The sequence below is a fragment of the Xanthomonas bonasiae genome (genome assembly GCF_017163705.1).
GTDB lineage: Bacteria > Pseudomonadota > Gammaproteobacteria > Xanthomonadales > Xanthomonadaceae > Xanthomonas_A > Xanthomonas_A bonasiae.
The window spans coordinates 170,977-184,913 of sequence record NZ_JAFIWB010000005.1; the positions used below are offsets into that span (position 1 = coordinate 170,977).

The 13,937-nt window shown below is 70.2% G+C and carries 12 protein-coding genes; 7 read left to right on the plus strand and 5 right to left on the minus strand.

Features of this window, described 5'->3' with window-relative positions; genetic code table 11:
- Positions 1–10: 10 nt before the first annotated feature.
- Entirely contained in the window at positions 11–1,003 is a 993-nt protein-coding gene (gene hemB, locus JR064_RS07735) for a porphobilinogen synthase (protein WP_206229324.1), read from the plus strand.
- Between the two features lie 65 nt (positions 1,004–1,068).
- Here hemB and JR064_RS07740 read toward each other — a convergent pair whose 3' ends face one another.
- Together JR064_RS07740 and JR064_RS07745 are read right to left on the minus strand one after the other, a co-directional pair.
- A complete protein-coding gene (locus JR064_RS07740) occupies positions 1,069–1,737 on the minus strand; it encodes a DUF7716 domain-containing protein (RefSeq protein WP_206229325.1) in 669 nt (222 codons plus the stop codon).
- Between the two features lie 91 nt (positions 1,738–1,828).
- Complete coding sequence (locus JR064_RS07745) at positions 1,829–2,851, minus strand: NAD-dependent epimerase/dehydratase family protein (RefSeq protein WP_206229326.1); 1,023 nt, start codon at positions 2,849–2,851, stop codon at positions 1,829–1,831.
- 93 nt (positions 2,852–2,944) lie between these two features.
- On the opposite strand from JR064_RS07745, the gene JR064_RS07750 reads away from it, so the two are divergent.
- Positions 2,945–3,832 carry a LysR family transcriptional regulator gene (locus JR064_RS07750; protein WP_206229327.1) on the plus strand — a complete coding sequence of 296 codons (888 nt, stop codon included), beginning with the start codon at positions 2,945–2,947 and terminating at the stop codon, positions 3,830–3,832.
- Between the two features lie 185 nt (positions 3,833–4,017).
- Here the strand turns inward: JR064_RS07750 and JR064_RS07755 are convergent, their stop codons facing one another.
- Entirely contained in the window at positions 4,018–4,770 is a 753-nt protein-coding gene (locus JR064_RS07755) for a DNA/RNA non-specific endonuclease (RefSeq protein ID WP_179571030.1), read from the minus strand.
- A 196-nt stretch (positions 4,771–4,966) separates the two neighbouring features.
- On the opposite strand from JR064_RS07755, the gene JR064_RS07760 reads away from it, so the two are divergent.
- Positions 4,967–7,471 carry a PepSY domain-containing protein gene (locus tag JR064_RS07760; protein WP_206229328.1) on the plus strand — a complete coding sequence of 835 codons (2,505 nt, stop codon included), beginning with the start codon at positions 4,967–4,969 and terminating at the stop codon, positions 7,469–7,471.
- A 237-nt stretch (positions 7,472–7,708) separates the two neighbouring features.
- Here JR064_RS07760 and JR064_RS07765 read toward each other — a convergent pair whose 3' ends face one another.
- A complete protein-coding gene (locus tag JR064_RS07765) occupies positions 7,709–8,608 on the minus strand; it encodes a TolB-like translocation protein (protein WP_206229329.1) in 900 nt (299 codons plus the stop codon).
- 52 nt (positions 8,609–8,660) lie between these two features.
- On the opposite strand from JR064_RS07765, the gene aroE reads away from it, so the two are divergent.
- The 4 genes from aroE to dinG all read left to right on the plus strand — a co-directional run bounded on the left by aroE (position 8,661) and on the right by dinG (position 12,495).
- Positions 8,661–9,509: a shikimate dehydrogenase gene (gene aroE / locus JR064_RS07770; RefSeq protein WP_206229330.1), complete on the plus strand. Its 849-nt coding sequence runs from the start codon at positions 8,661–8,663 to the stop codon at positions 9,507–9,509.
- A gap of 45 nt (positions 9,510–9,554) precedes the next feature.
- Positions 9,555–9,881 carry a hypothetical protein gene (locus tag JR064_RS07775; protein WP_206229331.1) on the plus strand — a complete coding sequence of 109 codons (327 nt, stop codon included), beginning with the start codon at positions 9,555–9,557 and terminating at the stop codon, positions 9,879–9,881.
- Between the two features lie 80 nt (positions 9,882–9,961).
- Positions 9,962–10,309 carry a hypothetical protein gene (locus JR064_RS07780; protein WP_191825907.1) on the plus strand — a complete coding sequence of 116 codons (348 nt, stop codon included), beginning with the start codon at positions 9,962–9,964 and terminating at the stop codon, positions 10,307–10,309.
- A 56-nt stretch (positions 10,310–10,365) separates the two neighbouring features.
- Positions 10,366–12,495, plus strand: coding sequence for an ATP-dependent DNA helicase DinG (dinG, locus tag JR064_RS07785; protein ID WP_206229332.1), 2,130 nt, complete (start codon positions 10,366–10,368; stop codon positions 12,493–12,495).
- Between the two features lie 18 nt (positions 12,496–12,513).
- On the opposite strand, the gene JR064_RS07790 is transcribed toward dinG, so the two are convergent.
- Complete coding sequence (locus tag JR064_RS07790) at positions 12,514–13,779, minus strand: alginate lyase family protein (RefSeq protein WP_206229333.1); 1,266 nt, start codon at positions 13,777–13,779, stop codon at positions 12,514–12,516.
- Positions 13,780–13,937 lie beyond the last annotated feature (158 nt).

Genomic DNA, 13,937 nt, shown 5'->3' on the forward strand with positions numbered 1-13,937 from the left:
GGAGCCTCACGTGGCCCATCCCCATTACCGCCCCCGGCGCATGCGCCGCGACGATTTTTCGCGCCGGCTGATGCGCGAGAACACCCTGACCGCCGACGACCTGATCTGGCCGGTGTTCGTGCATGAACTGCCCGGCCGCGCGCCGATCGCCTCGATGCCGGGCGTGGAGCGGCTGTCGATCGACGACCTGTTGCAGGAAGCCGAGACCGCGCTGGAACTGGGCATCCCGGTGATCGACCTGTTCCCGGTGATCGACCCGTCCGGCAAGAGTCTGGACGCGGCCGAGGCCTGGAACGAGGACGGCCTGGCGCAGCGCGCGGTGCGCGCGCTGAAGGCGCGTTTCCCCGAACTGGGGGTGATGACCGACGTGGCGCTGGACCCGTACACCACCCATGGCCAGGACGGCATCATCGACGCGCGCGGCTATGTGCTCAACGACATCACCGTCGAAGCGCTGGTCAAGCAGTCGCTGTCGCACGCGCAGGCCGGCGTGGACATCGTCTCGCCCTCGGACATGATGGACGGGCGCATCGGCGCGATCCGCCGCGCGCTGGATGCCGACGAGCACCTGCACGTGCGCATCATGGCCTATTCGGCCAAGTACGCCTCGGCGTTCTATGGCCCGTTCCGCGACGCGGTCGGCAGCGCCGGCAACCTCGGCAAGGCCGACAAGAGCACCTACCAGATGGACCCGGCCAACGGCGACGAGGCCATGCGCGAGATCGCGCTGGACCTGGAGGAAGGCGCCGACATGGTCATGGTCAAGCCCGGCATGCCGTATCTGGACGTGGTGCGGCGGGTGAAGGACGAGTTCCGCGTGCCGACCTTCGCCTACCAGGTCAGCGGCGAGTACGCGATGCTCAAGGCCGCCTTCGCCAACGGCTGGCTGGACGAACGCAAGTGCGTGCTGGAGTCGCTGATGGCGTTCAAGCGCGCCGGCGCCGACGGCGTGCTGACCTACTTCGCGCCGCAGGTGGCGCGCTGGCTGCGCGAGGCGCGCTGAGGCGCGATGCGACGCGGTGCGCCGCTCGCCTCGGCAGCGCGTGTCGGCACCGCCCGCGATGGCGTTCAGACCAGCGTGGGTGCGGCCATCCATGGGAACGCACGGTAGCCACGTACCTGCAGCGGCACACCGATCGTACTGAAGTCGGAGGCGAGCGTGCTGGCGCGCCTGCGGTCCAGCCGTTCGCCCAGCAGCAGCGGCAGCGCGCGGCACCGGGGCAGGGCCTGGCCCAAGGGAATCTGCAGTTGCGCGGCCACCCGGCGCGCGACGTCCTTCAGGTGCGCCGGCGGGCACGTCGTCAGGACCAGATCGAACGAGGCGAAGATGCCCGGACCCACGCCGAGCGCCAGGGCGATGTCCCGTTCGGCCTCGGGCGCTGTACCCAGGGAATCGTCGACGCCCTCCACCTGCGCAAAGGCGTCGTATTGGAGATAGTGCTCCAGCGCGCGGGCGTAGTCGTCCAGCGTGGACAGCGGCCGCTGGCGTTTCTGTACGTCGAGTACATCGGCGAACGTGGCCGCCTCGAGGAACTCGGACAGGCCGAGCGTACGCGCTGCCGCCTGCAGATCGTCCTCGTCATCGCAGCCGTCGTCGCTGGGCGCCAACCAGAACTGCGCGCCCAGCACGCTTGCGTCCGTCGCGTGAACCCAGCCGCAGCGCTCCCACACCGCGCGGTCGTCGTTGCATGCAGCGAAAGCTTCCAGCGTCTGGCGGAGGTCGAACAGTTCGATCATGGGGGAGGTGCGGGCAATGCCGGGCGGCGCAGTCTAGCGGGACCTGCCGCGAGCCCGGCGCGATACGTTACTTTCCCGGTGCCACGCGGGGTCATGACGCGCTGTGCGGAGAACCTGCCTGCGCCAAGGCCGGTCCGGTTGCCGCTGCCGGCAGGCAGCCCAACCCGAGCAGCGTCGCCTCCACCGCCTCGTCCAGCGGCGTGTGCGGCTCTTCGCCGAGCGTCTGTAGCAGGCGCGTATTGCGCATGCGCAGCGGATGGCGCCACAGCGGGCGCATCTCGCGCAGTTCGCGCGCCAGCGGCCAGAAGGGCATGGCCAGGGTCAGCAGCCACCACGGGAAGCGGCGGGTCCGTGGTGGCGCCATGCCGTGGCGGTGCAGCGCGCGTGCGATCGCCGCCGCCATTTGCGTGCCGTCGGCGTCCCAGTGTCCGTCCATGTGCAGCCGCGCGAACGCCGGCAGCGTAGCGCGCTGCTCCAGCAGGCGCAGCATGGTCCGCGCCACGTCCGGCACGTACGCCCATTGATGGCCGACGCCGGGATCGCCCGGCAGCGTCACGCTGGCGATCGGCTGCCCCGCTTTCACCAATCCCTGCGCGAACCAGCTGTTGCCCACGCGTGGGCCGAAGAAGTCGCCGGCGCGCACCACGATGACCCGCGCACCGTGCGCGGTCGAAGCCTGCAGGCGCCGCTCCAGCTCGACCCGGATCGCGCCCTTGCGCGTGGCCGGGGTCTGCGCGGCGTCTTCGTCCGGCGCCGGGTAGGCATCGAGGCCGTAGTTGTAGACCGTGCCCGGCAGCACGATGGTCGCGCCCTCGGCGCAGGCCGCGGCGATCGTGTTGTCGATCATCGGCAGCACCAGCTCGGCCCAGCGCCGGTAGCCGGGCGGATTGACCGCATGCACGATCGCCGCGCAGCCGCGCGCCGCCTGCAGCACGTCCTCGCGGCGCATCGCGTCGCCGCGCAGCCAGTGGATGCCGTCGCGGGTTTCGCTGGCGGCCGCGAGTCCGCGTTGCAGGGCGCGCACCTGCCAGCCGGCGTCGCGCAGCTGGCGCGCCAGTTCGCCGCCGATGCCGCCGCTGGCGCCCAGGACCAGGGCGGTGGATGTCGTTGTCATGCGGGGACTCCGTTGCGGGGAATGCGAGCAGTGTGATCACCGCCGCATAGCGAAGGAATTGGCGAATATCGGCCATCGGCTATACATTTATGTATGGACAACGCCATCGGTTGGGAGCTGTATCGGTCTTTCCTCGCGGTGCTGGAGGAGGGCTCGTTGTCCGCGGCGGCACGTGCGCTGGACCTGACCCAGCCCACCGTGGGCCGGCATGTGGCGGCGCTGGAGAAGGCGCTGGCGGTGCCGTTGTTCGTGCGCTCGCAGAGCGGATTGCTGCCGACCGACGCGGCCCTGGCGCTGCGCGGCCATGCGCAGGCCATGCGCAGCATCGCCGCGTCGCTGCAGCGCGCGGCCGGCCGCCACGGCGAAGCGGTGCAGGGCACGGTGCGGATCTCCGCCAGCGAGGTGATCGGCGCGGAAGTGTTGCCGCCGGTCTTGGCCGGCTTGCGCCGCGCGCATCCGCAGCTGCGGCTGGAACTGGTACTGAGCAACCGCGTGCAGGACCTGCTGCACCGCGAAGCCGATGTGGCGGTACGCATGACCCGGCCGCAACAGGATCCGCTCATCGCCCGCCGCATCGGCGAGATCGCGATCGGCCTGTACGCCGATCGCGACTACCTGGCACGGCATGGCACGCCGCAAGACCTGGACGAACTCGGGCAGCACGCACTGGTCGGCTTCGATGCGGAGACGCCGTTCCTGCGCGCCGCGCGCGCCGGGCTGCCGCAGTGGCGCCGCGAGGCGTTCGCGCTGCGTGCCGACAGCGACCTGGCGCAGCTGGCCTTGATCCGCGCCGGCTGCGGCATCGGCTTCTTCCAGGCGGCCCTGGCCCGGCGCACGCCGAGCCTGCTGCCGGTGCTGCCGCAGCAGGTGCGGCTGGGCCTGGAGACCTGGATCACCATGCACCAGGACCTGCGCGGCAGCGCGGCCTGCAGCGCCGTGTTCGCGGCGCTGGTGGAAGCGATGACCGCGCACGTGGCCTGAGCGACGCGCGCGGCGATTCGCTGGTGATTCGATGGGCGAGCCGCCTGTCTGCGGAAATGCGGTCTGCGCGTGCGAATGCATCTGCAGACCGCCTTCGCAGCGCTACATGCAACTACGGCATCGACACAGTCTCAGTAGGCCGATGCGGCTACGAATCCCGAATCCCGAATCCCCAATCCCGGCTTTCAAGGCATCGTCAACGCGATCGGCGTGGACTTCATCGCCGCGGAGATCGACGGGAACGGGTCGACGCTGGCCATGGTGATCACGTCGTCGATCGACACCACATCGCAGGTGATGCTGTCGTCGTTCACGCACAGGTACGCGGCCGCGCCCACGCCCGGCTCGTACACTGCCTTCCACACGTAGTCCGCTACTTCCACCTTGTCGGTGCCGATGGTCGTCACGTTGTCGTCGAAGGCCGGGCCGGTGACCACGTAGATCTCGCCGCGCTGCTTGGCCAGCTGCCGCACCTGCTCTTCGATCCGCGCCCATTCGCCGGTGTTGAGTTTGTGGTCCTGCGGGACCACGTTGGCCATCGAGAAGGTCTCCTTCTCCGAGCTCTCGGTCGAGGCGTCGCCGGCCGGAGTCATGTGGCCGCGGTCGAACCCGGTATTGGTGTAGTCCGAGCTCTTGGAGCGGTCGGCGGCGGGAATGGCGGTTTCCTCGTGGAACGAGCCGACCCGGCCGATCGCCTCGGCGCCGGCGACCTGCTGGTCGGTCAGGTGCTCGGCCGAGTACAGCGGGCCCTTGGTCACGCCCGAGGCCAGGATCGCGTATTCGGTGTGGCAGACCTCGGTGGTGCGGGCGGTCAGCGAGGCATCCACGCTCGGCGGTTTGCCGCCTGCGTACAGCGTGGCGCAACTGGTGGCGGCCATCGCCGTTTGGGCCGTGAACAACGCAAGCAGAACCAGACAACCGCGCAGGGAGAAGGACATCGCGTACCTCGCTAGCCAAGGGGGAGTGAAGAAACTGGCGAGGCGCGATGTCGTTACGGTGACTGTTGGATGTGTCGCGCATGGCAAACGCGTTGCCGGTCACGTTTGCGGGTAGACGACGCGGGCCGGCTCGAGGCGGATCCGATAAGCGTTCTCATTTACAATGCGCGGCCGCCTTCCGAACGTGTCCCGCGCCTTGACCAAGAAGCTGTTGTTCCAGCTGCACTGGCTGTTCGGCATCAGCGCCGGGCTGGTGCTGTCGGTGATGGGCCTGAGCGGGGCCACGCTGGCGTTCGAGGACGAGATCGTGCGCTGGGCCAACCCGCCGCTGGCCGAGGCGGCCGCGCGCCATGCAGCCGGCGAGTCGCCGTTGCCGCTGGCCGAGCTGGCGCGGCGTCTGGACCTGGGCGGCACGCACCGCACCACGCGCATGTTGATCGACCCCACCGGCACGCGTCCGTCCAACGTGCGCCTGGCCGGCCGCGACGGCGGACGCCTGTACTTCGATCCCTATACCGGACGCACGGTGGCGGAGCCGCGGCTGACCGGCTTCTTCGCCTTCGTCGAGAACCTGCATCGGCGCCTGGCCGCCGGCGAACGCGGCAAGGCGGTCACCGGCGCCTGCGCGATCGCGCTGCTCTTCTTCTGTCTGTCCGGGCTGTACCTGCGCTGGCCGCGGCAGTGGTGGAGCTGGCGCGCGTGGTGGGTGGTGGAATGGAAGCGGCAGGGCCGCAGTTTCCTGTGGAGCCTGCATTCGGTGATCGGCACCTGGTGCCTGGCGATCTACCTGTCGATCGCACTGACCGGGCTGTACTGGTCCTACGACTGGTACCGGCAAGGGCTGGTGGCGGTGCTCGGCGGCGAACGCGCGGACAACGAGGGCGGCGGCCGCGGCGGCAAGCCGCCGGCGGTGGACTATGCGCGGCTGCAGGCCACGCTCGCGGCGCTGCCGGACGTGCGCCGCGCCTATCTGGACCTGCGCCTGCCCAGTCGTCCCGGGCAGCCGCTCATCGCACGCTACCTGGCCGCCGATCCGGTGCACAGCCGGGCCTTCGACGGCCTGGAGATCGATCCGCGCAGCGGCCGCATCCTGCGCCGCCTGGACTACCGGCAGCAGCCGCTGGGCCGGCAATTGCTGAGCAGCGTGTTCGCCCTGCACACCGGCAGCTTCTTCGGCCTGGCCGGGCGCGTGGTGGTGATGCTGGCGAGCCTGTGCATGTCCCTGTTCTTCGTCACCGGCTGGCTGTTGTACCTGGACCGGCGACGCAAGAAGCGCGCGTTGCACACGGCGCGGCGCGATCTGGCGTCGCCCGTGCAGGACGCCGCCGAGCCGTGGCTGGTGGGGTTCGCCAGCCAGAGCGGATTCGCCGAACGGCTGGCCTGGCAGGCCGCCGGCCAGCTGCAGGCGGCCGGCGTGCCGGTGCAGGTGCAGTCGCTGGCGCAGCTGGATGCGGCGCAGTTGCGCGGTGCGCGGCGCGCGCTGTTCGTGGTCAGCACCTTCGGCGACGGCGAGGCGCCGGACCCGGCGCGCGCCTTCGAGAAGAAGGTGCTGCGCCAGGCGCAGGCGCTGCCCGACCTCGGCTATGCGCTGTTGGCGCTGGGCGATCGTCAGTACGCGCGTTTCTGCGGGTTCTCGCGCCGGCTGGAGCAGTGGCTGGCCGCGCAGGGCGCGCAGGCGCTGTTCCCGGCGGTGGAGGTGGACAACGCCGATCCGCAGGCGCTGGCGCAGTGGCAGCGGCAGCTGTCCGCGGTCACCGGTGTGGCGGACGCGGCGCCGGAGTTGCAGGCGCCGCCGGCGCTGGAGTGGCGCCTGGCCGGACGCACCCTGCTCAACCCCGGCAGTGCCGGCGCGCCGGTGTGGCGCATCGATCTGGCGCTACCGGCACAGGCGCAGTGGCAGGCGGGCGACATCCTGGAAGTGCAGCCGTGTCACGCCGCGGATGCCGTGCTCGCCTGGCTGGCCGCGCATGGCCTGGCAGCGGACACGCCGCTGCGCGCCGCTGGCGTGCCGCTGCCGTTGCAGGCGGCGCTGGCCGATCGCGAACTGGCGCCGCCCGGGGACGCGCACGATCTGCAGGCCTGGCTGGATGCGCTGCCGCAGCTGCCGCTGCGCGAATACTCGATCGCCTCGGTGCCGGCCGACGGCCTGCTGCAACTGGTGGTGCGCCTGACCCGACGCGACGACGGCAGCGCCGGCCTGGGCTCGGGTTGGCTGTGCCTGCACGCGCCGCTCGGTACCGCGGTGCAGGCGCGGGTGCGCGCCAACCCCGGTTTCCGCCGACACGGCGCCGCCCCCTTGCTGCTGATCGGCAACGGCACCGGCATCGCCGGCCTGCGCAGCCTGCTGCGCGAAGCCGAGCAGGCCGGTGTGCATGGGCACTGGCTGCTGTTCGGCGAACGCAATGCCGCGCACGACGCGCTGTTCGGTGCGGAATTGCAGGCATGGCGGGACAGCGGCCACCTGCAGCGGCTGGACCTGGCGTTCTCGCGCGACCAGCCGGGCAAGCTCTACGTGCAGGATCGCCTGCGCGACGCCTCCGACGAAGTGCGCGCCTGGCTCGCGCGCGGCGCCACGCTGCACGTCTGCGGCAGCCTGGACAGCATGGCCCGCGGCGTGGACGCGGCCTTGCGCGAGATCCTGGGCGAGGATGCGCTGGATGCGCTCAGCGCGGATGGGCGGTATCGGCGCGATGTGTATTGAGGTCTGAGGCAGGTGGAGCGGTTCGGGGGAGTGCTCGGCCCCGGATCGAATTCGGTGGCGTTGTCTCCACCGCTGCGTCTGTCGCGGCTGAAGCCGCTCCTACAAAAAGCCGCGCGCCTCCGTTGCCTTTGTAGGAGCGGCTTCAGCCGCGACCAACTGCATCAGCGATCGCGTGGAAACGGAGATGCAGCAACCGGCCTGCGGCACGCGGACGTTTCGCCAGCGAAGCCGTCGCCGTCAGCGCGCACCCGCACAATCGCCGCTGCCGCTCGCGGCCGGTGCCTTCATCCGGTACACATCGAGCTTGCCGGCCTTCGGTGCGCGCGCGCTGCCGACCACCAGCAGCTCGGTCGGCTTGGAGGCATCCAGCACCGCACCGCGGGTGTCGCCATCGGCGCCGTTGAACGACAGCGCCAGTGGCTGTGCCTGCACGTAGTGCCCACCGGCGCACTGCGCGAGCAACAGCTGCGCGCCCTGCGCCTTGCGCGCCCGCGCGAACACCAGCGCGCGGCCGTCGCCCAGCCAGGCCGCGTCGGTTTCGTCGTCGGCGCTGTTGATCCCATCCAGCGCCTGCGGTTGGCCGAAGGCCTGGCCCTGCAGCCGCGCCACGAACAGGTCCATGCCGCCGGCGCCGCCGTGGCCGTCGCTGGCGAACAATAGCCGGGTGCCGTCCAGCGACAGGGTCGGCGCGCGCTCGTCGCCGCGCGAGTTCACCGCCGCGCCCAGGTTCTGCGGCGGGCCGTAGCGGCCGTCGGCCAGCACCGGCGCGCGGTACAGGTCGCTGCCGCCGTGGCCGCCGGCGCGGTCGGAGGCGAAGTACAGCCAACGCCCGTCGGCGCTGAAGAACGGGTCGCCATCGGCATCGGGCGAGTTCAGCGGCGCCGGCAACGGCTGCGGGTCGACCCAGCGTCCGTCGCGCAGCGTGGCCTGCCACAGGTCGCCGCCGCCGGGCCCGCCGGCGCGGTCGGGGCTGGCCCAGACGATGCGTCGTCCGTCGGCGGAAACGCTGGCGCGGGTCTCGTCGGCCTTGGTCGAGACCACGCCCATGCCCTCGATGCCGAACTCGGAAAGCGCGAACGCCGGCGGCGCGCAGAGTAAACTCGCGGCCAGCGCGAGCGGCAGGGCGGGGGTCCGCATGTCGGATTCCTTCGGATGTCGCGACCAGTCTAAAACAACCAACGAGCGTTCCATGCCCACATCCCGCTATGCCGTGTTCGGCCATCCCGTCACCCATTCGCTGTCGCCGCGCATCCATGCCGACTTCGCCAAGCAGACCGGCATCGCCCTGCAGTACGACGCGATCGACGCCCTGCCGGACGGCTTCGCGGCGGCGCTGGCGGCCTTTGCCGCGGAAGGCGGCGCGGGCGCCAACGTGACCCTGCCGCTGAAGGAAGCCGCATACGCGCTGAGCGTGGTCCACAGCGAGCGCGCGCAGCGCGCCGGGGCGGTCAACACGCTCAGCTTCCGCGACGGGCAGTGGCACGGCGACAACACCGACGGCGCCGGCCTGGTGCGCGACCTGACCGGGCGCAACGGCCTGGACCTGCGCGGCCGCCGCGCGCTGCTGATCGGTGCCGGCGGCGCCGCGCGCGGCGTGGCGCCGGCGCTGCTGGAGGCCGGCGTGCAGCAGTTGCTGATCGTCAACCGGTCGCCCGAGCGCGCCGATGCGCTGGTCGATGCGTTGGGCGAACCGGCGCGGGCCATTTCCCGCTACTGGGAAGACCTGCGCGAACTGGGCGACTTCGAACTGATCGTCAATGCCACCGCGGCCGGCCGCGACGACAGCGCGGGATTCTCGCTGCCGCTGTCGCTGGTCAACAGCATGACCCTGGCGGTGGACCTGAACTACGGCGAGGTCGCGATTCCGTTCCTGGCCTGGGCGCGTGCGGCGCATTGCCGCGATACCGTGGACGGGCTGGGCATGCTGGTCGAGCAGGCGGCCGAAAGCTTCGAGCGCTGGCACGGCGTGCGCCCGGACACCGACCCGGTCTACGCCGCGCTGCGTGCGCGCGACGCGGTGCTGGTCAGCGCCGACTGATCTCTGCGCCCCGGCGCTTGTTTTCGTGGCTAGACGGAGATTCCGATGGACGATGGATTCGTGATGCAGCTGTTGACCACGGTGGGCTTCCAGCTGCCGATCCTGATCGTGCTCGGCACCGGCCTGGTGCTGCTGGCCACGCGCCGCCCCGGCCGCGCCCGCACGCTGGGCCTGTGGGGCTTGAGCCTGCTGCTGCTCGGCGGGCTGTGCGGCACGGTGACCTCGCTGCTGCCGATGTGGATCGTCGCGCAGGGCGGGAACTTCTCCAGCTACGCGGTCTGGTACGGCATGCTGCAGGCGGTGTTCACCCTGCTGCATGCGGTGGCGATGCTGCTGGTGGTGCTGGCGCTGCGGTTTGCCTTGCCGCGCTAGCACGGGCCGTCCGCGTTGGTCGCAGCAGCTGTCGGTGTTGCTACCATGTGGTCACGCCTGCCGTAGCCGGAACGATCGCGATGCGCCTTAACCATTTCGTGGATTTTGCGCTGGTGGCCGGGAGTGTCGGCCTGGCCGCCAAGTTCGGCATCCTGCTGCTCGGCTTCCTGCTGCTGTTGCGCTGCGCACCCGGCCGCCCGCGCACCCTGTTGCAGTGGGGGCTGGTGGTGCTGCTGGCCAACGTGATGCTGCCGATGTTTCTGGTGGCAGTGGTGGGCGTGGTGCGGCTGATCACCGGTTTCTCCGGCGACATGTGGGCGGACACCGCGATCAAGCTGCTGCAGGATCTTCTGTTCGCCATCGGCCTGGCGCTGCTGCTGCAGGCATTGTGGCTGACCCTGCCGCGCAAGCAGAGCGCACCGGGCTGATCGGCAGGCGCATGCCCGGTCGCGGTAGTTGCGACCGGACGTGAGAAAATGCCGGCATGAACGATGACGCCACAGCGGCCGCGGCCCGCGCAGCCGACACCCCCCAGCGCCAGCTGACCGAGCCGATGAAGCTGGCGATCCGCGACGCCTACACCAAGCTGCAGGCCAACACGCCCGGCTTCATGGTGCGCCGCGCGCAGAGCCAGATGATCGGGGTGGTGTCGCGCGCGCTGGGCACCTCCGGCGGCGTCGGCGTGGCCGAGGCGCCGACCGGCGTCGGCAAGAGCCTGGGCTACCTCACCGCCGGGGTGCCGATCGCGCTGGCCAGCAAGAAGAAGCTGGTGATCAGCACCGGCACCGTGGCATTGCAGTCGCAATTGGTGGAGCGCGACATTCCCGCCTTCCTCAAGGCCACCGGCATCGAGGCGACGGTGGCGCTGGCCAAGGGCCGCACCCGCTACCTGTGCGCGCGCAACGTCGCCGAGCTGCATGGCGACGCCGCGCAGAACAGCATGTTCGAGGACGAGGCGCCGCTGTACGACCGCCCGCTGAGCCCGGCCGAGGCCGAGCAGGCGCGCGCGCTGGCCAAGGCCTACGCCGACAAGACCTGGAACGGCGACCTGGACACCGCGCCGGAACCGATCCCGGCGTCGCTGCGCGCGCGGATCACCACCAACGCCGCCGGCTGTGCCGGGCGCCGCTGCTCGTTCGCGGTGCAGTGCCCGGTGCTGAAGGCGCGCAGCGACGTGCGCGATGCGCAGATCGTGGTCACCAACCATGCGCTGCTGCTGTCGGCGCTGGCGTTGGGCGACAGCGACAACGGCCAGCCGCTGATCGCGCCGCCGGCGGACATGCTGCTGGTGCTCGACGAAGGCCACCACATCGCCGGCGTGGCCATCGACCAGGGCGCGGCCAACCTGGCGCTGGACGACATGGCGCGGCGCACCGGCCGCCTGCAGGCGCTGGTCGGCGCCGCCTATCGGCTGGCCGACAAGGACACCATCGGCAACCAGTTGCCGAACGAAGCGATCGAACTGGCGACCCAGGTCAGCAAGGGGCTGAAGAGCTTCCGCGCCGAGATCGAACGCGCCTGGGTGCCGGACCCGGGCCAGGAAGAACCGATGTGGCGCGCGCCCAACGGGCGCCTGCCCGAGGACTGGAAACCCTTCATCGATGCGCAGGCGCAGGACACCGCCGCGCTGCTCAACTGGGTGCAGGCCGCGCATCAGCTGGTGGCCAAGTCCAAGCAGGAGGACGCGGCCAAGGAGCGCCTGCAGCGCAGCCTGGGCATGGCCCTGGAGATGGTCGAGCAGCAATACGCGCTATGGCTGGGCTGGCGCCGCGAGGACCAGGACGGGCAGGCGCCGATGGCGCGCTGGATCACCCTGTCGCGCGATGCCGACCTGGTCTGCCATTGCTCGCCGGTGTCGGCCGCGCAGGTGCTGCGCGCGCTGTTGTGGAGCGAAGTGGACTCGGCGGTGCTGACCTCGGCCACGTTGACCGGCGGCGGCGATTTCCAGGCGCTGGCGATCGACAACGGCCTGCCCGCGCATGCGGAAATGGTGTCGCTGTCCTCGCCGTTCGACCTGCCCAACCAGGCCGAGCTGATCGTGCCGAAATTCCCGGTGGCGCCGGACGACCGCGAAGGCCATCCGCGCGAGGTCGCGCGCTACCTGGTCAAGGAGCTGGACTGGGGCAAGGGCTCGATCGTGCTGTTCACCTCGCGCTGGAAGATGCTCAAGGTCGCCGACCTGTTGCCGATCGCGCAGCGCAACCGCGTGCTGGTGCAGGGCGATGGCTCCAAGTCGCAGATGATCGGCGAGCACATGCGCCGCATCGGCGCCGGCGAAGGCTCGGTGCTGTTCGGCCTGAATTCCTTCGGCGAAGGCCTGGACCTGCCGGGCGAGGCCTGCACCACCGTGGTCATCACCCAGGTGCCGTTCGCGGTGCCGACCGACCCGCAGACCGCCACGCTCGGCGAATGGTTCGAAAGCCGCGGCCTCAACGCCTTCAACCTGATCGCGGTGCCGCATGCGCTGCGTACGCTGACCCAGTTCGCCGGCCGCCTGATCCGCAGTTCCAGCGACCACGGCCGGGTCATCATTCTCGATTCGCGCCTGCTGACCAAGCGCTACGGCAAGCGCATCATCGATGCGCTGCCGCCGTTCAAGCGGGTGATCGGGTAGCGATCGCGAAGGCCGGCGCTATGGCGTCTGCTGCAGGCTGTACAGCAAGGTGCCGTAGCCGAGCTGGTCGTAGCCGCCGCTGTTGGGGCCGTAGTCGCCGCCGCCGCCCTCGGCGCGGACCTTGGCGGCGAATCTGGTCAGGTACGGTGCCTTGAGGCCTTTCAGCACCACGTAGTGGTTGTACAGCAGCTCCCATTCCGGGCGCAGCGTGCCGCGCCCGTTCGGCGAGAGCGTCGTCTGCGTGACATCGCTGTTGCTGTAGGGGGTGTACGGCAGCGCCAGGGTGTCGTCGCAGCGGTCGCCATCGGTGTCGCAGACGTTGTAGGCGGCCACGTATTCGGCGCCCTTGAGCACGCGGTTGTCGTCGTAGCCGAACAGGTCATCGCCCTGGCTCCAGGCCATCTGGCACAGCGAACCGAGCAGCGCGATCACCAGCGTGGCATGGCCCTGGTCGCGTCCGCTCTCCTGCACCTGGCCCATGCCCTGCGCCGGATACAGCTTCCAGATCGCCTTGGCCAGGCTGCCATTGCCGGCGCCGTGCTTGAAGTAGTCGATCGCCTCGTCGTACAGGTCCGCGCGGTCGGTGAGCACGCCGATGGCGAGGATCGCATTGAGCTGCGCCAGATCCCAGTTCGCCCAGTAGTGGTCGATCTGCGCGTTGTTGTGGCGGACCAGGAAGTCGTGATTGATCGGATAGAACACGTCCAGCATCATCTGCTTGAAGCGATTGAAGTCATCCCCGTTCCAGCCGGTGTAGTCGCGCATCAGTTCGCCGGCATTGGCGAATTCGTAGCCGTAGATGCCGGCGGCCAGCGCCGCGTCGCTGGTGCCGCGGATCGCGGTGAGCTTGCCCGACCAGGCATTCATGATCTCTATCGCCTTGTCGGCATAGCGGCTGTCGCCGCCGAGCTTCCAGCGCAGCGCCAATGCATAGGCGGCCGCGGCATCCCGGTACAGCAGTGTGTAGTTCTCCGGATGCTGGCCGTCGTAGCCGCGGTAGACGATCTCCACAGGGCGCGGCTTCCAGTCCAGCGAGGCATGCGGGTTGGCGATCAGGCGTTCCCATCCTGCTTGCCAGGGGGCGGCGGAGAGGGTGAGTTTTTCCCGGATACGGGCCAGATCCTGTGCGCTGTGCAGCAAGCCGGGATGTGCGAAGGTCCGGGTCGCTGCATCGGCCTCGGCGACGAGGGCGGCCATGCACAGCAGCAACAGCGCGATCCAGCGCAGCGCGCCGCGCGCGCGCGAACGGCGCTCTTCTACACGCACAGTCGTGTGGTCATGCATCGGAATCTCTCCTGGGTTGGCGGCGGCGCGCAATGCGGCTGCGCTCGGCGCGCGCGGCACGGCAGGTTCGCCGGCATCGTCTACATTTTGATGTCGGTTTTCCGTTGCTGCGCTGCGCGTGCGATGTGTGTCGTCGAACTTGCAATGCATCGCCCACG

Bases quoted from the DNA above. Each gene is read 5' to 3' on its own strand.
- JR064_RS07750 (WP_206229327.1), top strand. From the start codon at position 2,945: ATGGACAACGCCATCGGTTGGGAGCTGTATCGGTCTTTCCTCGCGGTG.
- aroE (WP_206229330.1), top strand. From the start codon at position 8,661: ATGCCCACATCCCGCTATGCCGTGTTCGGCCATCCCGTCACCCATTCG.
- JR064_RS07780 (WP_191825907.1), top strand. From the start codon at position 9,962: ATGCGCCTTAACCATTTCGTGGATTTTGCGCTGGTGGCCGGGAGTGTC.
- JR064_RS07790 (WP_206229333.1), bottom strand. From the start codon at position 13,779: ATGCATGACCACACGACTGTGCGTGTAGAAGAGCGCCGTTCGCGCGCG.
- JR064_RS07775 (WP_206229331.1), top strand. From the start codon at position 9,555: ATGGACGATGGATTCGTGATGCAGCTGTTGACCACGGTGGGCTTCCAG.
- JR064_RS07740 (WP_206229325.1), bottom strand. From the start codon at position 1,737: ATGATCGAACTGTTCGACCTCCGCCAGACGCTGGAAGCTTTCGCTGCA.
- JR064_RS07745 (WP_206229326.1), bottom strand. From the start codon at position 2,851: ATGACAACGACATCCACCGCCCTGGTCCTGGGCGCCAGCGGCGGCATC.
- JR064_RS07755 (WP_179571030.1), bottom strand. From the start codon at position 4,770: ATGTCCTTCTCCCTGCGCGGTTGTCTGGTTCTGCTTGCGTTGTTCACG.
- dinG (WP_206229332.1), top strand. From the start codon at position 10,366: ATGAACGATGACGCCACAGCGGCCGCGGCCCGCGCAGCCGACACCCCC.
- JR064_RS07765 (WP_206229329.1), bottom strand. From the start codon at position 8,608: ATGCGGACCCCCGCCCTGCCGCTCGCGCTGGCCGCGAGTTTACTCTGC.